General features: G+C 38.6%; 19 protein-coding genes, 1 other RNA gene and 1 riboswitch. Of the genes, 13 read left to right on the plus strand and 7 right to left on the minus strand.

The window, feature by feature from the left end; all coding sequences use genetic code 11:
• The first annotated feature begins 27 nt into the window (after positions 1 to 27).
• From purE to DV424_RS04865, 3 genes are all read left to right on the plus strand, one after another.
• The gene (gene purE, locus DV424_RS04855) at positions 28 to 522 is read left to right on the plus strand and encodes a 5-(carboxyamino)imidazole ribonucleotide mutase (protein ID WP_118859256.1); all 495 of its coding nucleotides are present in this window, start codon (positions 28 to 30) and stop codon (positions 520 to 522) included.
• A gap of 69 nt (positions 523 to 591) precedes the next feature.
• Positions 592 to 1,680 carry a 5-(carboxyamino)imidazole ribonucleotide synthase gene (gene purK / locus DV424_RS04860; RefSeq protein WP_118859257.1) on the plus strand — a complete coding sequence of 363 codons (1,089 nt, stop codon included), beginning with the start codon at positions 592 to 594 and terminating at the stop codon, positions 1,678 to 1,680.
• A gap of 139 nt (positions 1,681 to 1,819) precedes the next feature.
• A complete protein-coding gene (locus tag DV424_RS04865; protein WP_118859258.1) occupies positions 1,820 to 3,010 on the plus strand; it encodes an amino acid aminotransferase in 1,191 nt (396 codons plus the stop codon).
• A gap of 45 nt (positions 3,011 to 3,055) precedes the next feature.
• Here the strand turns inward: DV424_RS04865 and moaE are convergent, their stop codons facing one another.
• From moaE to moaA, 4 genes are all read right to left on the minus strand, one after another.
• Entirely contained in the window at positions 3,056 to 3,508 is a 453-nt protein-coding gene (gene moaE / locus DV424_RS04870; RefSeq protein ID WP_118859259.1) for a molybdopterin synthase catalytic subunit MoaE, read from the minus strand.
• Positions 3,509 to 3,754: a molybdopterin synthase sulfur carrier subunit gene (moaD, locus tag DV424_RS04875; protein ID WP_005642376.1), complete on the minus strand. Its 246-nt coding sequence runs from the start codon at positions 3,752 to 3,754 to the stop codon at positions 3,509 to 3,511. It lies immediately after the preceding gene.
• Position 3,755: 1 nt separating this feature from the next.
• Positions 3,756 to 4,238, minus strand: coding sequence for a cyclic pyranopterin monophosphate synthase MoaC (gene moaC / locus DV424_RS04880; protein WP_005625811.1), 483 nt, complete (start codon positions 4,236 to 4,238; stop codon positions 3,756 to 3,758).
• Positions 4,239 to 4,325: 87 nt separating this feature from the next.
• Positions 4,326 to 5,339 (minus strand): GTP 3',8-cyclase MoaA, encoded by a 1,014-nt coding sequence (moaA, locus tag DV424_RS04885; RefSeq protein WP_118859315.1) that lies wholly within the window; start codon positions 5,337 to 5,339, stop codon positions 4,326 to 4,328.
• Positions 5,328 to 5,468, minus strand: a riboswitch (molybdenum cofactor riboswitch). Its footprint overlaps the gene before it by 12 nt.
• Positions 5,469 to 5,783: 315 nt before the next feature.
• Between moaA and ytfE the strand changes: the two genes are divergently transcribed.
• On the plus strand, positions 5,784 to 6,455 hold the full coding sequence (gene ytfE, locus DV424_RS04890; RefSeq protein WP_005645487.1) for an iron-sulfur cluster repair protein YtfE: 672 nt from the start codon (positions 5,784 to 5,786) through the stop codon (positions 6,453 to 6,455).
• Positions 6,456 to 6,531: 76 nt separating this feature from the next.
• On the opposite strand, the gene rnpB is transcribed toward ytfE, so the two are convergent.
• An RNA gene (gene rnpB / locus DV424_RS04895) (RNase P RNA component class A) lies at positions 6,532 to 6,908 on the minus strand.
• Positions 6,909 to 7,068: 160 nt separating this feature from the next.
• Between rnpB and DV424_RS04900 the strand changes: the two genes are divergently transcribed.
• Complete coding sequence (locus tag DV424_RS04900) at positions 7,069 to 8,004, plus strand: KpsF/GutQ family sugar isomerase (protein ID WP_005631893.1); 936 nt, start codon at positions 7,069 to 7,071, stop codon at positions 8,002 to 8,004.
• A 9-nt stretch (positions 8,005 to 8,013) separates the two neighbouring features.
• Positions 8,014 to 8,556 (plus strand): KdsC family phosphatase, encoded by a 543-nt coding sequence (locus DV424_RS04905; protein ID WP_118859261.1) that lies wholly within the window; start codon positions 8,014 to 8,016, stop codon positions 8,554 to 8,556.
• 118 nt (positions 8,557 to 8,674) lie between these two features.
• Here the strand turns inward: DV424_RS04905 and yccS are convergent, their stop codons facing one another.
• A complete protein-coding gene (gene yccS / locus DV424_RS04910; RefSeq protein ID WP_118859262.1) occupies positions 8,675 to 10,810 on the minus strand; it encodes a YccS family putative transporter in 2,136 nt (711 codons plus the stop codon).
• A gap of 67 nt (positions 10,811 to 10,877) precedes the next feature.
• Positions 10,878 to 11,546 (minus strand): curli polymerization inhibitor CsgI-related protein, encoded by a 669-nt coding sequence (locus tag DV424_RS04915; protein WP_118859263.1) that lies wholly within the window; start codon positions 11,544 to 11,546, stop codon positions 10,878 to 10,880.
• 200 nt (positions 11,547 to 11,746) lie between these two features.
• On the opposite strand from DV424_RS04915, the gene sohB reads away from it, so the two are divergent.
• The 7 genes from sohB to rsxG all read left to right on the plus strand — a co-directional run bounded on the left by sohB (position 11,747) and on the right by rsxG (position 19,391).
• Entirely contained in the window at positions 11,747 to 12,808 is a 1,062-nt protein-coding gene (gene sohB, locus DV424_RS04920) for a protease SohB (protein WP_118859264.1), read from the plus strand.
• Positions 12,809 to 12,988: 180 nt separating this feature from the next.
• Complete coding sequence (locus tag DV424_RS04925) at positions 12,989 to 13,843, plus strand: OmpA family protein (protein ID WP_118859265.1); 855 nt, start codon at positions 12,989 to 12,991, stop codon at positions 13,841 to 13,843.
• 223 nt (positions 13,844 to 14,066) lie between these two features.
• On the plus strand, positions 14,067 to 14,645 hold the full coding sequence (gene rsxA / locus DV424_RS04930; RefSeq protein ID WP_065250466.1) for an electron transport complex subunit RsxA: 579 nt from the start codon (positions 14,067 to 14,069) through the stop codon (positions 14,643 to 14,645).
• A gap of 87 nt (positions 14,646 to 14,732) precedes the next feature.
• The gene (gene rsxB / locus DV424_RS04935) at positions 14,733 to 15,314 is read left to right on the plus strand and encodes an electron transport complex subunit RsxB (protein ID WP_118859266.1); all 582 of its coding nucleotides are present in this window, start codon (positions 14,733 to 14,735) and stop codon (positions 15,312 to 15,314) included.
• Positions 15,315 to 17,687 (plus strand): electron transport complex subunit RsxC, encoded by a 2,373-nt coding sequence (gene rsxC / locus DV424_RS04940; protein WP_118859267.1) that lies wholly within the window; start codon positions 15,315 to 15,317, stop codon positions 17,685 to 17,687. It abuts the gene before it with no gap.
• A gap of 4 nt (positions 17,688 to 17,691) precedes the next feature.
• Positions 17,692 to 18,768: an electron transport complex subunit RsxD gene (rsxD, locus tag DV424_RS04945; RefSeq protein ID WP_118859268.1), complete on the plus strand. Its 1,077-nt coding sequence runs from the start codon at positions 17,692 to 17,694 to the stop codon at positions 18,766 to 18,768.
• Complete coding sequence (gene rsxG / locus DV424_RS04950; protein WP_118859269.1) at positions 18,768 to 19,391, plus strand: electron transport complex subunit RsxG; 624 nt, start codon at positions 18,768 to 18,770, stop codon at positions 19,389 to 19,391. The genes rsxD and rsxG overlap by 1 nt, the downstream gene beginning before the upstream one ends.
• Position 19,392: the final 1 nt, after the last annotated feature.

The following is a 19,392-nucleotide window of genomic DNA, read 5'->3' on the forward strand; positions in this document are numbered from 1 at the left end:
TTTTAATTAGAAAATTGAGAAAATAGCATGTCAAAAACTGCACAAATTGCCGTTGTAATGGGATCAAAAAGCGATTGGGCTACCATGCAAGAGGCAACTCAGATTTTAGATGAATTAAAAGTACCTTATCATGTGGAAGTCGTCTCGGCTCATCGTACGCCTGATAAACTTTTTGAATTTGCTGAAAATGCACAAAAAAATGGCTATAAAGTAATTATTGCTGGGGCAGGCGGTGCGGCACATTTACCTGGTATGATCGCAGCGAAAACCCTTGTGCCGGTGCTGGGAGTGCCAGTAAAAAGTTCTATGTTAAGCGGCGTAGATAGCCTTTATTCAATTGTGCAAATGCCAAAAGGAATCCCAGTCGGAACATTGGCTATTGGCCCTGCGGGCGCGGCAAATGCAGGATTATTAGCCACACAAATTCTAGCAAGTTGGGATGCAGAATTACTTTCACGCTTGCAATCTTTCCGTGAAAACCAAACTCATGCTGTACTGGACAATCCCGATCCACGCACATAAAAATATCTTCAGATCTGACCGCACTTTTAAAGTGCGGTTGTTTTTTTCGTAAATTTAACGAGAAATATTATGCAAAACTCCACCTTATACCCAACCGTTTATGTACTTGGCAACGGACAACTCGGCAGAATGTTACGTTACGCAGGCGCCCCTTTAGATATTTATGTAGAACCCTTAGCCTTCAATTCCCCAGTTTTTGACTTACCTGAAAATGCAATCATCACGGCGGAAATTGAACGCTGGGAAAAAACGCCTTTAACTGAATTACTCGGCAATCATAAAAACTTCGTCAATCAACATGTATTTGGATTATTGGCCGATCGTTTTACTCAAAAATCCTTACTAGATGAACTCAATCTTTCGACCTCGCCTTGGTGTTTATTAAAAGATAAAACGCAATGGAATGATGTTTTCCAAACTGTTGGCGAGAAAGTTGTCGTTAAACGCAGAACAGGCGGATATGATGGACGTGGTCAATGGATTATCAGCGATGAAAATAAAGCGGACATCACTGATGACTTATTCGGTGAAGTGATCGCAGAAAAATTTATTCCTTTCGATTATGAAGTGTCTATTGTAGGCGCAAGGTTTAAAAATGGCGAAAAGCGTTTTTATCCCGTTACACATAACCTGCAACAAAACGGTATTTTACGTTACAGTGTGGTTGATAGTGCTTTTCCTCAACAATCCGAACAACAAAAGCAAGCAGAAGCCATGCTCGGCAAAATTATGGATAAATTAGGCTATGTGGGTGTAATGGCAATGGAATGTTTTGTTGTAGGCGACAAATTACTGATTAACGAACTTGCGCCTCGCGTACATAACAGTGGGCATTGGACACAACTAGGATGCTCGATTAGCCAATTTGAATTACATTTACGTGCGCTACTTGATTTGCCAACGCCTGACTTACAAACTTTCGCTCCAAGTGTGATGGTGAATTTAATCGGCACAAAACATAATCCAAAATGGCTTAATACACCGTTTGCACAACTTCATTGGTACGGCAAAGAAGTCAGAACTGGACGTAAAGTTGGGCATATCAATCTTTCTCATCCTAATAAAGCGGTCATTATTCAACAATTAGAAAAACTCCGCACTGAGTTACCAGAAGATTATCAATCGGGATTAAATTGGACGATTGAAAAACTAAAATAATTCAAAAAATGACCGCACTTTTTGATGAATATTTAAAAATATCAAAGTGCGGTTAATTTTTATAAAAATCTTTCTTGATAAAATAAAACGGCTGAAGTATAAAACTATCCACCACACAACACATACATAAGGAAAAGCTATGTTTGAACATATCAAAGCGGCTCCAGCCGATCCTATCTTAGGCTTAGGCGAAGCATTCAAATCTGAAACGCGTGAAAATAAAATCAATTTAGGTATTGGCGTTTATAAAGATGCACAAGGTACAACACCGATAATGCGTGCGGTAAAAGAAGCAGAAAAACGCTTATTTGATAAGGAAAAAACGAAGAATTATCTGACTATCGATGGTATTGCAGATTATAACGAACGCACAAAAGAACTCCTTTTCGGTAAAGATTCTGATGTCATTAAAGCAAACCGTGCGAGAACTGCGCAAAGTTTAGGTGGCACAGGTGCATTACGCATTGCGGCTGAATTTATTAAACGTCAAACTAAAGCACAAAATGTTTGGATCAGCACCCCAACTTGGCCAAACCACAATGCAATTTTCAATGCGGTGGGCATGACAATTCGCGAATATCGTTATTATGATGCTGAACGCAAAGCCCTTGACTGGGAACATTTACTCGAAGATTTAAGCCAAGCAAGTGAAGGTGATGTGGTACTTTTACACGGCTGCTGCCATAATCCGACTGGTATTGACCCAACTCCTGAACAATGGCAAGAATTAGCCGCACTTTCAGCTAAAAATGGTTGGTTGCCACTCTTTGACTTTGCTTATCAAGGTTTAGCCAATGGATTAGATGAAGATGCTTATGGATTGCGTGCTTTTGCGGCAAACCACAAAGAATTATTAGTCGCAAGTTCATTCTCGAAAAACTTTGGTTTATATAATGAACGTGTTGGCGCATTTACTCTTGTGGCTGAAAATGCAGAAATTGCTTCCACCGCATTAACACAGGTGAAATCAATTATTCGTACCCTCTACTCTAACCCGGCATCTCACGGCGGAGCGACCGTAGCAACAGTGTTAAATGATCCGCAACTTCGTCAAGAATGGGAAAATGAATTAACTGAAATGCGTGAACGTATCAAAAAAATGCGTCATTTATTCGTTCAGTTATTAAAAGAATATGGTGCAGAACAAGATTTCAGCTTTATCATTGAACAAAACGGTATGTTCTCTTTCAGTGGATTAACAGGGGAACAAGTAGATCGTTTAAAAGAAGAATTTGCCATTTACGCTGTTCGTTCTGGTCGTATCAATGTGGCGGGTATCACTGAAGACAATATTCGTTATTTATGTGAAAGTATTGTGAAAGTGCTTTAATTCATAAAAAGCAAAAGTGCGGTTAAGTTTAACCGCACTTTGCCATTACCACTTATCTAACGCTTCTTTATCGCTTTCTCTCGCTTCAATCCAACGTTCACCTTGATTGGTTTGTTCTTTTTTCCAGAACGGTGCTTTGGATTTTAAGAAGTCCATAATAAATTCGTTAGCATGATAAGCATCACCTCGATGAGCAGAACTGATGCCGACTAAAACAATTTCATCGCCGGTATGTAAAAGTCCTACTCGATGTATCACAGATACTCGCTGGATATCCCAACGCGCTTTCGCCTGTTCTACAATTTCTCGTAAGGCTTTTTCTGTCATTGCGGGATAATGTTCTAAGTATAAACTGGATACCTCATCGCCTAAATTAAGATCGCGTACTTTACCCACGAAAATAACCGTTGCGCCAACCGAATGTTGCTCAGATAGCCATTGGTAAACGGCATTTTGATCAAAAGGTTGTTCTTGTACTGAAATTTGAATATCCGTCATTTAGCCCCCTGTTACCGGTGGGAAAAATGCAATTTCATCCCCATTTTTGACCGCACTTTCTAATGGCATCAAAGTTTGATTAATCGCTACTAAAAGTTTGCCTTTTTCAAGTGCCAATGCCCACTTATCGCCTTTTTGAGCAAGGTGTTCACGCACAGCTTCCGCTGTCGCAAAGTCGCCTTCAAGCTGAATAGAATCTTCCCCAATTAATTCTCGAGTTTGAGCAAAAAATAAAACATTTAACATCCTATTTTTCCTCCGCAATAAAATGGCCAGATTTTCCACCGCTCTTTTCTAACAGGCGAACGTGCTCAATCACCATGTCTTTTTGTACGGCTTTACACATATCGTAAATGGTTAAGGCTGCTACGCTTGCTGCCGTTAATGCTTCCATTTCTACGCCGGTTTTTCCGGTTAATTTGCAAAGAGATTGAATACGAACTTGATTAGTTTCAAGTAACGGTTCTAAATTCACTTCTACTTTAGAAAGTAATAAGGGATGGCAAAGTGGGATAAGTTCCCAAGTACGTTTTGCCGCTTGAATACCAGCAATACGAGCAGTAGCAAATACATCGCCTTTGTGATGTTTGCCTTCCACGATCATAGCAAGGGTTTCTTTTGACATGGTCACAATGGCTTCAGCACGAGCTTCGCGAACAGTCTCTGCTTTTGCAGAAACATCTACCATATTGGCTTCGCCTTGAGAATTGATATGCGTAAATGTAGTCATAATAAAATAAAGTACGGTTAAAATATTGAATGTTTTACATGTGTGACGAAAGCAAAATAAGTGACAGTAAAAGTCACCTATTTTCTTTTAGCCACCGATAGAAGCTAAATGATTTCTTACGCCACTATCACCGATATGCAAATAATGATGTTCACGTTTGCCTTGAAGTGCAGAAAAAATACGTGCTTGCAAAATATCTTGCTGTTCATGGGATTGCAATAAATCACGTAATTCAATGCCTTCTTCGCCGAATAAACAGAGATGAAGTTTGCCCTTCGCTGACACTCTGAGGCGATTACAGCTTGCGCAGAAATTCTTCTCATAAGGCATAATTAAGCCAATTTCACCGGCATAATCTGGATGCGTGAATACTTTTGCAGGACCATCAGTATGGGATTTGTGTTGTAATTGCCAACCATTTTTCAGCAATTTATCGGCTAAAACTTGTCCAGAAAGATGGTGTTTATCAAAGAAGCTATCCATTTCGCCCGTTTGCATAAGTTCGATAAAGCGCATTTGAATTGGGCGATCTTTCACCCAAACAAGGAATTGTTCAAACTCTTTGTCATTCAAATTTTTCATCAACACTGAATTGACTTTGACTTTGTTGTAGCCCACTTCAAATGCACGATCGATACCACGCATCACGTCATCAAATTTATTGATACCCGTAATTTGGTGGAACATTTTGGGATCTAAGCTATCAACACTGACGTTAATAGACGTAATCCCTGCTTTCTTCCAATCAGCCACATCTTTTGCCATGCGATAGCCATTTGTCGTGACGGCTAATTGACGAATGCCATCAATGTTAGCGATGCTTTCAGCAATAGAAATAAAATCTTTGCGTAAAGTCGGTTCGCCACCCGTTAAACGGATTTTCTCTGTGCCCATTTCAGCAAACGCTTGAGCAAGATGGGTGATTTCTTTTAAGGTTAAGAAACTTGGTTTGTTAGCTTCTGGTTGATAACCATCAGGTAAACAATAGGTACAACGAAAATTACACTGATCGGTAATCGACAGTCGTAGATAGTAATATTGGCGTTGGAAAGGATCGACTAAGCGAGACTCTCCTACGTTCTTGATAGGAATGGATTGCATTTTACACCTTTCTAAATATGGAGAGGATAAACCGTTTCCAGCGTATCCCTGAATAACGTACCGCGTTATTGGCTTGCCACCGTATTTCGATGAAACTTAGGCTAAACAAGCTCGGAGTTATGCGTTAAATTTAACTTTTCGCCATTCTAAAAGATTTCACTTTGTAAACACAATCAATAATATTGATGAAAATCAGTATTTTCCTAAATTCTTAAAAATCAATTATATAAAAAAATACATAATGAATTTGAGACCAGCTCATTAGTGATAATTAATCCTATTTATATTAATAACCATAAATTTTTAGCTGATTATTATGAGGTACTTTTATTGATTTAAATCATAATTTAATCAATAAATAAATCTCTCTACTTTTCATAATCAGAAAAATATCCTACCATTTTTATAGGATTTATTTTTACTTAATCAATATAGGAGTGATTTATGTCTTTTGCCCAACAAAAACTTAGCGAGCTCGCTGTTTCAATTCCAGGTGCAACTAAAATTTTTCGTGAATATGATTTAGATTTTTGCTGCGGAGGTTCTGTATTATTAGAAGTCGCAGCACAACAAAAGAATCTTAACCTTGCTGAAATTGAAAAACGTTTAACTGATTTACAACAAAGTAAAGCAGAAAATAATGATAAAGATTGGACTTCGGCATCTTATGCAGAGATGATCGATCACATTATTACTCGTTTTCATAATCGCCACCGTGAACAACTCCCTGAATTAATTACATTGGCGGAGAAAGTAGAAAATGTACATGGTGATCGTGATGACTGCCCTGTCGGCGTAGCCGCACAGTTAGAAAAAATTTATGCTGAACTTAGCCAGCATTTAATGAAAGAAGAACAAATTTTGTTCCCTATGATCAAAATGGGAAATTATGCTATGGCCTCAATGCCAATTCGTGTAATGGAAATGGAACACGATGAAGCGGGACAAGATGTGGAAGTGATCAAATCACTTACTAATAACTGCACACCACCAGCAGATGCTTGTTTCAGTTGGAAAGCCTTATATAGCGGTATTAATGAATTTATTGATGATTTAATGCACCATATTCATTTGGAAAATAATATTTTATTTCCACGTGTATTAAACGAAAAATAATTCAATTTTCATTAAAAAATAACCGCACTTTAATCTATTCTGAAAAACAAACTAAAGTGCGGTCATTTCTATAAAAATTTTGAGTTGGTCGATAAGCCGAGTTCTGTCGTGGACAATCATTCCTCTAGGCGACAAATTACTCTGCCGCTCAAGCAACCTACCCGAATCCTGAGCGGGCCACTCATTGGATTCCTATTTGGTCTTGCTACGAGTGGAGTTTACCCTGCTGCCAACCGTTACCGGAGGCACGGTGCGCTCTTACCGCACCCTTTCACCCTTACCGTTTACACGGCGGTCTGCTCTCTGTTGCACTGGTCGTCGGCTCACGCCGCCCGGACGTTATCCGGCACTCTGCCCTGTGTAGCTCGGACTTTCCTCTCGTTTACTTGTCCCACTAGGTCGTATAAATACGGTTAAGGGCTTCAATAAACCAGCGATTGTCTAACCAACTCGGCGCGTAGTATAGGGGCAATCACTAGTGCGGTCAATAAAATCCCCAATTTTTAGATATTGCTCATCAATCTTATAAACAATAATGGCTAATTTTTCATTCGTATTTTTTTATGATTCCGCTAAAATAACGCCAATTTCAACCGCTCTTTTAGGAAGAAGAATGAACTATCTAAAAATTGCACAGGATTCCCTTTCAGTGGAAAGCAACGCACTTTTACAACTCAGCCAACGTTTAGGCGAGGATTTTAATCAAGTCGTGGATTTAATCCTTGCTTGCGAAGGACGATTAGTCATCGGCGGGATAGGGAAATCTGGTTTAATCGGTAAAAAAATGGTGGCTACCTTTGCCTCTACGGGCACACCAAGTTTCTTTTTACATCCGACGGAAGCCTTCCACGGTGATTTAGGAATGTTGAAACCAATTGATATCGTGATGTTAATTTCCTATAGCGGTGAAACCGATGATGTTAATAAACTGATTCCAAGTTTAAAAAATTTCGGTAATAAAATTATTGCTGTGACGAGTAACAAAAATTCCACGCTTGCACGCCATGCTGATTATGTTTTAGACATTACTGTTGAGCGTGAAGTGTGTCCAAATAATCTCGCGCCAACAACATCCGCACTTGTCACACTAGCCCTTGGCGATGCACTTGCCGTATCGCTTATTACGGCACGCAATTTCCAACCAGCTGACTTTGCTAAATTCCATCCAGGTGGCAGTCTTGGTCGTCGTTTATTATGTAAAGTGAAAGATCAAATGCAAACTCGCCTACCAACAATTTTACCGACCACCAATTTTACAGATTGTCTGACCGTGATGAATGAAGGGCGAATGGGCGTTGCCTTAGTGATGGAAAATGAACAACTTAAAGGCATTATCACGGATGGCGATATTCGCCGTGCGCTTACAGCCAATGGTGCAGAAACGCTGAATAAAACAGCCAAAGACTTTATGACAAGTTCACCAAAAACTATTCATCAAGACGAATTTTTATCAAAAGCAGAAGACTTTATGAAAGCGAAAAAAATTCACTCGCTAGTGGTTGTTAATGATGAAAATCACGTGGTGGGTTTAGTGGAATTTTCAAGCTAAGGAATCCCAATGCAACAAAAATTAGAAAATATTAAATTTGTCATTACTGATGTAGACGGCGTACTCACCGATGGACAACTTCATTATGATGCCAATGGTGAAGCCATCAAAAGTTTTCACGTTCGCGATGGTTTAGGCATAAAAATGCTGATGGATGCAGGTATTCAAGTGGCAGTACTTTCTGGTCGCGACTCCCCTATTTTACGTCGTCGCATTGCCGATCTTGGTATTAAATTATTCTTTCTTGGCAAACTTGAAAAAGAAACCGCTTGTTTTGATCTTATGAAACAAGCAGGCGCCACTGCCGATCAGACCGCTTATATTGGCGATGATAGCGTAGATCTCCCCGCCTTTGCAGCGTGTGGAACTTCTTTTACTGTGGCTGATGCCCCTATTTATGTAAAGAATACTGTTGATCATGTACTTTCTACTAATGGAGGAAAAGGAGCATTCCGTGAAATGTCCGATATGATTTTACAGGCACAGGGAAAATCTTCTGTGTTTGATAGCGCCCAAGGTTTCCTGAAATCAGTGAAAAATATGGGGCAGTAATAACTCATTCGTCAATATTATTGCCTAATAAAAAATAAAGTGCGGTAAATTTTCAAGGAGTTTTAAAATCTCTCAAAAATCAACCGCACTTTTATCTTTATAACGCCCCCCATACTCTTTAACAAGACTCTTTCCTAAAATACTCATAGAACTGCGGTAAGAGTTGCGTAATCAAATTCAATTGTTGATACGGCAAACTAAAAACGGCGCGTTCTTCTGCGGTCATCTCTTGTTTTTCTAATTCTTTTAAATGTATTTCGATACTTTCTTGCTGTTGGTTAAAAATAGCTTCAGGTATTTCTTCAATATGTTCGAAGGTATAGATAATTTTCTTTGCCACGGGATAAAAACCAGATAAAAACTGTGCGGTCTGTTGCAAATTTTTCATTCTGTCGCGATAAGCTCCCAGTGCTGAAATATAGCTTAATAGAGAATAATTAAGTTTGAGTAAATCAAAGCCTTTTTGTAAATATGCCTTATATTTAACTGGCTCATTATTCATATTGGAAAGAGTTGTACTCAGTGCGGCTGCATATTGATGTGCATTGCGACGTGCTATGCGATATTTAAGATCATCACTTTTACCAAATTGCAATTGGCTAATAATATGCAATAAATACACCGCATCACTGCGTAGTGCTTGATGACTCACTTTATCAAGTTGCAAATATTTCCAATCTGGCCATAAGTAAGATACTGCAAACCATGAAATCGCGGCACCAAGCAAAGTATCGAGTAAACGAGGCATTAGTGCGGCTGCCGTATCGAATCCCATGACATCAAAACTCAGCAATACTTGTAGTGTGATGAAAAAGGTCGAGAAACTGTAATTATTACTGCGGAAGAAAAAGAACAAAGTACTTGTAAGCACCACAAGACCTAGTTTTAATTCTAAGGTTGGATTTAAATAAGGTAATAGTGACCCCACCACTACGCCTAATATCGTGCCAATAATGCGCTGACGTAAACGTACTTTAGTTGCAGAATAGTTTGGCTGACACACAAATACAGTGGTCAATAAAATCCAATAACCAAGATTAAATTGGAAAAACTCAACAATGGCACAGCACAGAAATACCACAATAGATAATCGTACCGCATGTCGGAACAACTGTGACTCAAAAGTAAAATGGCTAAAAATCACCGCACTTATATTTTTTAACCCCGTGATCTGTTCCGTATGAATTTGAGCCAACTGTTCGGTATCCGTCGTTTCTTGTCCCAACTGGCGAAGTTGCCAGTTGATGCTTTGTAAATTATCTAACAAGGTTTGAATATCAATCAGTTCATCTTGATCATTAAGATGTTGTGTTCGATACAGTTCAAAGGAATGCAAGGTGCCTAAAAGTGCACGTTCGACACGTTCATTAAAATGATAAGGTTTATTTTCACGCAAACTCGCCGTAATTTCTTTACACGATTGTGCTTGTAGCTCTAACAAACGTTGAATACGGAAAATCAAATCTGTATTTTTTAGTTTTTCCGTTATTTGTTGATAATCAAAATGCGTAGAATTGGCGCGCTCATGAATGTCTTGCGCGGCAAAATAGTAACGTAACATTCTCTGGGTACGAGGATGGCGATGTTGTCCTCTAATACGATAAAAAAGTGCAGTGCGAACAATATTAAATGCCGTGACAACATTCGCATTTTTCATCGCAAAATTGAGGTGTTTTTTTTCAATCTCAGCTACTTCGTCAGGATCAAAAAAACAGGATTTGGTATCTAAATATTCTCCCAACGCACAAAACGCTTTAGCGACACTTTCTTGCACGGGGCGATTTGGGAAAAACAGGTAAACAATCAGAGTCACCACGCTATACAGCAAGGTACCGCATAAAATCATTACAGGGTTAATAAACCATACATTTCCTTCTGGCACATAAGTCAGCGTGGTATAAAGCGCAACCACTAATGAACCAAACGCAATGGTGCTATAACGCTGCCCCACGGCGCCAATCATGGTGAAAATAAATGTCAGCACCGTCATTAACACAATATATTTAATAGGCTTACCGATATGTAACTGCACAATAAAGGAAGAAATAGAAAAGGCAATAAGGGTAAAAAATACGTTTTTCAATCGTCCAGTTAAACGGTTATCCAAATCCACTAAACCGCCTGCAATAATGCCGAGAATCAAAGGCATTGATTGCGAAGAAATATCAAAAGCCCATATTCCCACTGCCGCAATATTTACGGCAATAAAAACAGGAATCGCAGCGATTACTTTGGCATTTAACCGAATATTCATTTCAAATCCTTATCAAAATAGAAAAGTGAGCAACAAGGCTCACTTTTTATTGTATGAAGTGCGGTAATTATTTATGGGATTTTGCCCAATTTAAGAAACGTGTTTGAGTTTCTTTATCAGCTTGTTGGAACCAATATTGAAGCTGTTGCTCTGCAACGTTTTCACCTTGAACAACCACTTTACCTTTATTCGCTTTTGCATTGCTTGCTGGAGTAGCGATCATTGGGCTAGCAGCTGTGGTTGCAGCAAATGCAGAAACAGATGCGGTTGCACCAGAGGCATTATATTCAGCAAGATCATTCACCACATTAGCACTTGGGAATAAACCTTCTTGTTTTAACACATCCACTTTTGCTGAAAGCGTATTGCCTGATTTTGTTTTCACGCTAATGCTTGGCATTTCATTGAATTTATCGCTTTCAGAACGACTACGAATAACTGGCGCCGAAATAACAAGATCCTCTGCATTGCCTTGGAATGTGACGATTACAGGGTTAGATTCAAAAAGGGTTTGGCTAGATCCAGAACCAATAATTTCACTTAAACGAACAACAACCTGATGGTTTTGGGTGTCATTCACAGCAAAGGTTTTAGTATCCTTCGTAAGAGATTTAGATGCCTTTTGACCATCAATTGCTAAAAGCTCAAGGTTAGATGAAGTAGAAACCATGCCAGCAAAAGTCGCTGTGCTAGCACATAATGTTGCAAGACCTAATACAACAGCACGTAATTTCATAATTGCTCCTTTGGTATAAATGAAATTCTTGCCTATGCTATTCTAAATCAGGAAAAATGAAAATAAAAAAGTGAGAATTGGTTTAAAAACCTTTGTTGTAATAGCACAAATACTCACAATATTTTATCATATTGATGTCTAGCCTAGTCACAACTAGTAAAAAGCACAATGTAATCTATTAAATATCAATAGGAGTAACAATGTTAAACGATATTTTAACTGGCTATGGAATTTTTATTCTGGAAATTTTGACAATTTTATTACTCATTCTTGCTATTGTTGGTTTGATGATTTCTTATCGCCAACATAACAAATCTAAAGCCGGAGAATTAGAAATTAAAGATTTATCTGAAGAATTTGATCATCAAGTTCGTGTTTTGCGTGATTTTAATCTTTCTGAAGAAGAACTAAAACAGCAAGCTAAAGCGGAGAAAAAAGCTGAAAAACAAAAGGTTAAAAAACGTAAAGAGAAATTAAAAAAAGGTGAAACCTTAGATGACGAAAAGAAAAGCTGTGTGTATGTCTTAGATTTTCATGGCGATATTTCAGCATCAGAAACGACCGCACTTCGAGAAGAAATTTCAGCAATTTTAAATGTCGCAAAACCAGAAGATGAAGTATTGCTGCGTTTAGAAAGCCCGGGCGGTATTGTTCATGATTATGGATTGGCAGCATCTCAGTTGTCTCGTTTGAAACAAAAAGGCATAAAATTAACCATCGCTGTAGATAAGGTTGCAGCAAGTGGCGGTTATATGATGGCTTGTGTAGCAGATAAAATTGTATCTGCGCCTTTTGCTGTTATTGGTTCTATTGGGGTAGTTGCTCAAATTCCAAATATTCATCGACTATTGAAAAAACACGATGTGGATGTAGATGTGATGACTGCTGGTGAGTTTAAACGCACAGTAACTGTATTAGGTGAGAATACCGAAAAAGGCAAACAAAAATTTCAACAAGAGTTGGAAGAAACACATCAATTATTTAAACAATTCGTCTCACAGAATCGCCCTTGTGTAGATATTGATAAAATTGCCACAGGGGAACATTGGTTTGGTCAACAAGCAATCGACTTAAAATTAGTCGATGAAATTTCAACCAGTGATGATTTAATTTTGGAAAAAATGAAAGAAAAACATGTGTTAAGTGTGAAATATCGATTAAAAAAATCATTGATCAAAAAATTAGGTCATCAAGCTGAAGAAAGCGCGGTAAATATTATTCATCGTTATACCACAAAGCAGTCAAATGATTTTATACGCTAAAATAGATACCTTTACATTACTTTACAAAAAAGAAAGCTAGTTCACTAATTTTAGTATTTACAAGGCAATTTTTTGCCTTTAGTATGTGCGACCAAAGCTTTTACAGTTTTATAATATTTAATTCGTGAAGTTTAGTTATCCTCTTTCCGAATAGTTATTGACAAATAAAAGGTAAAACAAATGAAATTATCTCATATTTTATTATCAAGTATTGCTATTGCAACTGTTGCCGCCTGTGGCAACTTAAGCAAAGTGACTGACGCAGGTACCCCAGAATATAAAGACGTAAAGGGCGAACAAGTTCCTCAATTAGTATGGCCTAAAATTGATTCTGCAACTTTTAACCATGATGGTAGTCAATTTGGTACTTGGCCAAACTGGGATAATGTACGCATGATTGAAAATGGCATGAACAAAGACCAAATTCGTCAATTAATTGGTGATCCACACTTTACTGAAGGCTTGTATGGTGTATCTGAATGGGATTATGTATTCAATTATCGTGAAAACGGTACCCACAAAATTTGTCAATATAAAGTATTATTTGACAAAAATCACAATGCGCAAAGTTTCTTCTGGTATCCAAACGGTTGTAACGGTAATTCAGCCTTCAATTTGAGTGGTGACTTCTTATTTGATTTTAACAAAGATACTTTAACAGCTCAGGGTAAGAAAATAGTTGATAGTGTTGCATCTCAATTAAAATCTACTGGTGTTAAAGAAGTTAAAGTTGCTGGTTACACTGACCGTTTAGGTTCTGATTCTTACAACTTAGAACTATCTCAACATCGTGCAAATAATGTAAAAAATCGTTTAGTTGAAAAGGGTATTACGGCTCAAATAACCGCAATAGGCTATGGTAAAAACCCACAAATAAAATCTTGTAATGAAGTTTCTCAAGGACAAGCATTAAAAGATTGCTTACGCCCTAATCGTCGTGTTGAAATCACTGCCTCTGGTTCTGAATTAAAACTACAAGAAGGTGGAAAATCTAACGGTGGTACTCAAGGTCCAGTAAAACTATACCAAAAATAATTGATATAGAACGTCAAATAGTATTCTACTCACATAAATCAAGTTGAGTACTGTTAATCCAAATATTGCGCAGCTAATCATTTAAATGATTAGCTGCGCTTTTTTATTCATATCTAACAAAACGTGAAAATCTCTATTTTCTCTTTCTCCTACCCCAAATTTTCTATTGTTATCGCGCCTATAAATGAGGATAATAGCCGACTTATACACAAGGCAGAAAGCAATGACACACTATATTTTATTAATTATCGGTACTGCGCTGATTAACAACTTTGTATTGGTGAAATTCTTAGGACTTTGTCCTTTTATGGGCGTATCCAAAAAAATTGAAACCGCAGTGGGAATGGGGTTAGCAACAATGTTTGTATTAACAGTCGCCTCCCTTTGTGCATATTTGGTCGATCACTATATTCTTATTCCCTTAAATGCTACTTTTTTACGCACATTAGTATTTATTTTAGTTATCGCTGTAGTGGTGCAATTTACCGAAATGGTAATAAATAAAACTAGCCCAACACTATATCGTTTACTTGGAATTTTCTTGCCTTTGATAACCACAAACTGCGCAGTTCTCGGTGTTGCATTATTAAATGTAAATCTTGCTCATAATTTAACGGAATCTGTCGTTTATGGTTTTGGTGCATCTCTTGGGTTTGCACTTGTATTAGTGCTTTTTGCTGCGCTTCGTGAACGTCTTGTAGCTGCCGACGTACCTTTAACTTTCAAAGGTTCATCTATCGCACTTATCACAGCTGGCTTGATGTCTCTTGCTTTTATGGGATTCACAGGACTAGTGAAGTAATAAAATGATCTATCTTTTAATGGCTATTACCATTTTGATTTTATTTATTGGGTTCTCTCAGTATTTTTCAGGAACAAGAAAGAAATAATGACCCTTCTATTCATCATAATCACTTTACTCGCTTTAATTTTCGGTGCGATTTTAGGCTTTGCTTCACTTAAACTCAAAGTTGAAGCCGATCCCATTGTGGAAAAAATAGACTCTATTTTGCCACAAAGCCAATGTGGACAATGTGGTTATCCTGGATGTAAACCATACGCTGAAGCTATTTGCAATGGAGATGAAATCACAAAATGTATTCCTGGTGGTCAACCTACCATCGTAAAAATTGCAGAGATTTTAGGGGTTGATGTGCCAGCTATGGACGGTGTAGAAGAACCTATCGAGAAAGTCGCTTTTATTGATGAAAATATGTGTATTGGCTGCACAAAATGCATTCAAGCCTGTCCTGTTGATGCCATTATTGGTACAAATAAATTCATGCATACGATCATTCCAGATCTCTGTACTGGTTGTGAACTTTGCGTTGCGCCCTGCCCAACAGATTGTATCTCAATGATTCCCGTGAAAAAAAATATCGATAATTGGGATTGGAAGTTTGATGCAAAATTAGTCATTCCAGTAATGAATATAAATGGCACTGAGAAAAAATTGGTTGTGGGGGAATAAATGGCGGACGTATTATCTCGTTTCAATTCCGGTAAATTATGGGATTTCAAAGGTGGCATTCATCCGCCTGAAATGAAATCACAATCTAATTCGCAACCATTACGTCATCACCCTTTAGTCACGGATTTTTACATTCCTCTTAAACAGCACGCAGGAACAACAGGTAACCTTTTAGTAAAGGAAGGCGATTACGTATTAAAAGGTCAACCTTTAACGCAAGGCGATGGCTTGCGTATGCTACCCGTTCATGCGCCAACTTCAGGCACAATTAAATCGATTAAACCTCATGTCGCTGCACATCCGTCTGGTCTTGATGAACTTGCAATTCATTTGCAAGCGGATGGATTAGATCAATGGCTAAAGCGTAATCCTATTGACGATTTTTTGACACTCTCGCCAGAACAACTCATTAACAAAATCTATCAAGCTGGTATAGCTGGCTTGGGCGGTGCAGTGTTTCCAACTGCTGCTAAAATTCAATCAGCAGAGAAAAAAGTTAAACTCTTAATTATCAATGGTGCAGAATGTGAGCCTTATATCACTTGTGATGATCGTCTTATGCGTGAACGCGCCGATGAAATCATAGAAGGCATTCGTATTTTGCGTTATATCCTACGACCTGAAAACGTAGTCATCGCCATTGAAGATAACAAACCTGAAGCAATAGAGGTAATTCGTAAAGCGCTACAAGGAGCAAATGACATTAGCGTTCGCGTGATCCCAACAAAATATCCTTCGGGTGCCGCAAAACAGCTTATTTATTTGCTTACAGGAATGGAAGTGCCAAGTGGTGCGCGTTCTTCTAGTATTGGCGTACTGATGCATAATGTTGGTACAGCCTTTGCAATTAAAAGAGCGGTTATAAATGACGAACCTTTAATTGAACGTGTCGTCACCCTTACTGGTGATAAAATTCCTGAAAAAGGTAATTATTGGGTCCGACTTGGTACACCAATTTCTCAAGTATTGACGCACGCTGGCTATCAGTTTGATGAGCGTTATCCAGTGTTTGCAGGCGGCCCGATGATGGGATTGGAACTTTCCAATCTCAATGCACCAGTGACAAAAATTGTCAACTGCTTGCTTGCACCAGACTATTTTGAATATGCAGAACCAGAGCCTGAACAAGCTTGTATTCGCTGTTCTAGCTGTTCTGATGCCTGCCCAGTTAACTTGATGCCACAGCAACTCTACTGGTTTGCGCGTAGTGAAGATCACAAAAAATCGGAAGAATACGCCCTAAAAGATTGTATCGAGTGTGGGATTTGCGCCTATGTATGCCCAAGCCATATTCCGCTGATTCAGTATTTCCGCCAAGAAAAAGCAAAAATTTGGCAAATAAAAGAAAAACAGAAAAAATCAGATGAAGCTAAAATTCGCTTTGAAGCGAAACAAGCGCGAATGGAATGTGAAGAACAAGAGCGTAAAGCACGTTCACAACGTGCAGCAGAAGCACGTCGAGAAGAATTAGCGCAAACCAAAGGTGAAGATCCTGTTAAAGCAGCGCTAGAACGCTTGAAAGCGAAAAAAGCCAATGAAATAGAATCAATACAAGTTAAAACGATTACCTCGGAAAAAGGTGAAGTTTTACCTGATAACACGGATTTAATGGCACAACGTAAAGCTCGTCGTCTGGCTCGTCAGCAAGCGGAATCTCAAGTCGAAAACCAAGAACAACAAACTCAACCAACCGATGCGAAAAAAGCAGCAGTTGCAGCCGCACTTGCTCGAGCAAAAGCGAAAAAACTTGCACAAGCAAATGAAACCGCTAAATCAGTCTCAAATACTCAAACCGTAGAAAGTGCGGTAGAAAAAACAGACGAAAATTCAACCGCACTTGATCCGAAAAAAGCGGCGGTAGCTGCAGCCATTGCCCGAGCAAAAGCAAAAAAACTTGCACAAGCGGGAACAACAGAATCAGTTCCAAGCACTCAAGCCGTAGAAAGTGCGGTAGAAAAAACAAAAGAAAATTCAACCGCACTTGATCCGAAAAAAGCGGCGGTAGCTGCGGCTATTGCTCGTGCAAAAGCAAAAAAACTTGCTCAAGTAAATGGAACAACAGAATCAGTTACAAGCACTCAAGCCATAGAAAGTGTGGTAGAAAAAACAGAAGAAAATTCAACCGCACTTGACCCGAAAAAAGCGGCGGTAGCTGCAGCGATTGCTCGAGCAAAAGCAAAAAAACTTGCTCAAGTGAATGGAACTACAGAATCAGTTTCAAGCACTCAAGCCGTAGAAAGTGCAGTAGAAAAAACAGAAGAAAATTCAACCGCACTTGACCCTAAAAAAGCAGCCGTAGCCGCCGCCATTGCTCGGGCAAAAGCGAAGAAACTGGCAAAAACACAAGCAACATTAGAAAATAATCAGGAATAAAATAATGTTTAAAATGGTTAGCTCCCCACATACCCATTCGGGAAAACTCACAGCGCATATTATGCTTTGGGTCATTTTGGCAATGATGCCAGCTTTTTTCACGCAAATTTATTATTTTGGATTTGGCGTGGTGCTTCAATCCGCATTAGCTATTGGTACAGCAATCATTGCGGAATTTATTGCAATAAAATTACGCGGTAAAAAGCCGTTAAATTATCTTTCAGATTTCAGCGTATCCCTGACTGCTTTAATTTTGGCAATGGCTATTCCACCTTATGCGCCTTATTGGGTCATCATCATTGGAACACTCTGTGCAGTTTTATTAGGTAAACAGGTTTATGGTGGTTTAGGACAAAATCCATTCAATCCTGCGATGATTGGCTATGTAATTCTCTTGATTTCATTCCCGTTACAAATGACAACGTGGATGCCTCCAATTAATTTATTACAGGAACCACCGACTTTTTTAGATGCATTTTCATTAATATTTTCAGGTTTAACCACTGATGGATTTACGCTTTCACAACTTACACATAACATTGATGGAATCACCCAAGCAACGCCTTTGGATAGCGCAAAAATTTTCTATAAAAGTCACACTCAATTAAATGATTTTTATGAATTAATTAAACTGCCGATTTTTATGGGTAATGGAACCGATTTCGCTCAAGGATGGTGGCAAGTCAACGTGGCTTTCTTAGCGGGCGGAATTTTCCTTATTCTAAAACGTGTCATTCACTGGCAAATTCCAGTGGCGATGCTTGTCACCTTTTTCTGTTTAGCCACCGCGACCGCTTTTACCGGCTTCACGCATTTAAGTGCGATTAGCCAACTCGTGAGTGGTGCCATGATGTTTGGCGCATTTTTTATTGCGACAGATCCTGTCACAGCTTCCATTACACCACGAGGAAAAATTATTTTTGGCGCATTAGTGGGGTTATTTGTCTATCTCATTCGCTATCACGGAAACTTTCCAGATGGTGTAGCATTCGCAATTTTATTAAGTAATATTTGCGTTCCACTTATCGATCATTACACACGTCCTCGAGTATCTGGTTATCCAACAAAAGGAAAAAAATAATGGGCACAGTAAAAATCACATCGCGTTACGGCATATTGTTAGGCTTTGTCGCCCTACTCTGCACAGCAATTTCTGCGGGTATTTTTTTCCTAACAAAAGATAAAATTGACGCTGTGATGGCGGCACAACAACGAGAATTGCTTTTACAGGTCATTCCACAAGATTATTTCAATAATAATCTGTTAGAAAGTGCGGTTATTCCTCAAGATAAAAATTTGGTGGGCATTCAGAAAATTTATTTTGCGAAAAAAGATGGAAATGTTTCTGCCTATGCCTATGAAACCACCGCACCTGATGGCTATTCTGGCGATATTCGCTTGCTTGTGGGATTAGATCCGAAAGGTGAAATTTTAGGTGTACGGGTTATTGAACACCATGAAACACCTGGCTTAGGCGATAAAATTGAACTTCGTATTTCCAACTGGATTTTAAATTTCACTCATCAATCGATTAATGAGCATAATTTGAGCGAATGGGCAGTAAAAAAAGATGGCGGAAAATTTGATCAATTTTCTGGTGCAACCATTACACCTCGCGCAGTGGTGAATCAAACTAAACGCTCAGCATTAATCATGCTAAATAACCAAGCCTTGTTACAACAGCTTTCAACACAAGTGAAATAAT

This window comes from Haemophilus haemolyticus, from assembly GCF_003493605.1.
Taxonomy (GTDB): Bacteria; Pseudomonadota; Gammaproteobacteria; order Enterobacterales; family Pasteurellaceae; genus Haemophilus; species Haemophilus haemolyticus_J.

Excerpts from the sequence above, each read along its gene's own strand:
- purE (WP_118859256.1), top strand. The coding sequence starts at position 28 with ATGTCAAAAACTGCACAAATTGCCGTTGTAATGGGATCAAAAAGCGAT.
- purK (WP_118859257.1), top strand. The coding sequence starts at position 592 with ATGCAAAACTCCACCTTATACCCAACCGTTTATGTACTTGGCAACGGA.
- DV424_RS04865 (WP_118859258.1), top strand. The coding sequence starts at position 1,820 with ATGTTTGAACATATCAAAGCGGCTCCAGCCGATCCTATCTTAGGCTTA.
- moaE (WP_118859259.1), bottom strand. The coding sequence starts at position 3,508 with ATGACGGATATTCAAATTTCAGTACAAGAACAACCTTTTGATCAAAAT.
- moaD (WP_005642376.1), bottom strand. The coding sequence starts at position 3,754 with ATGTTAAATGTTTTATTTTTTGCTCAAACTCGAGAATTAATTGGGGAA.
- moaC (WP_005625811.1), bottom strand. The coding sequence starts at position 4,238 with ATGACTACATTTACGCATATCAATTCTCAAGGCGAAGCCAATATGGTA.
- moaA (WP_118859315.1), bottom strand. The coding sequence starts at position 5,339 with ATGCAATCCATTCCTATCAAGAACGTAGGAGAGTCTCGCTTAGTCGAT.
- ytfE (WP_005645487.1), top strand. The coding sequence starts at position 5,784 with ATGTCTTTTGCCCAACAAAAACTTAGCGAGCTCGCTGTTTCAATTCCA.
- DV424_RS04900 (WP_005631893.1), top strand. The coding sequence starts at position 7,069 with ATGAACTATCTAAAAATTGCACAGGATTCCCTTTCAGTGGAAAGCAAC.
- DV424_RS04905 (WP_118859261.1), top strand. The coding sequence starts at position 8,014 with ATGCAACAAAAATTAGAAAATATTAAATTTGTCATTACTGATGTAGAC.
- yccS (WP_118859262.1), bottom strand. The coding sequence starts at position 10,810 with ATGAATATTCGGTTAAATGCCAAAGTAATCGCTGCGATTCCTGTTTTT.
- DV424_RS04915 (WP_118859263.1), bottom strand. The coding sequence starts at position 11,546 with ATGAAATTACGTGCTGTTGTATTAGGTCTTGCAACATTATGTGCTAGC.
- sohB (WP_118859264.1), top strand. The coding sequence starts at position 11,747 with ATGTTAAACGATATTTTAACTGGCTATGGAATTTTTATTCTGGAAATT.
- DV424_RS04925 (WP_118859265.1), top strand. The coding sequence starts at position 12,989 with ATGAAATTATCTCATATTTTATTATCAAGTATTGCTATTGCAACTGTT.
- rsxA (WP_065250466.1), top strand. The coding sequence starts at position 14,067 with ATGACACACTATATTTTATTAATTATCGGTACTGCGCTGATTAACAAC.
- rsxB (WP_118859266.1), top strand. The coding sequence starts at position 14,733 with ATGACCCTTCTATTCATCATAATCACTTTACTCGCTTTAATTTTCGGT.
- rsxC (WP_118859267.1), top strand. The coding sequence starts at position 15,315 with ATGGCGGACGTATTATCTCGTTTCAATTCCGGTAAATTATGGGATTTC.
- rsxD (WP_118859268.1), top strand. The coding sequence starts at position 17,692 with ATGTTTAAAATGGTTAGCTCCCCACATACCCATTCGGGAAAACTCACA.
- rsxG (WP_118859269.1), top strand. The coding sequence starts at position 18,768 with ATGGGCACAGTAAAAATCACATCGCGTTACGGCATATTGTTAGGCTTT.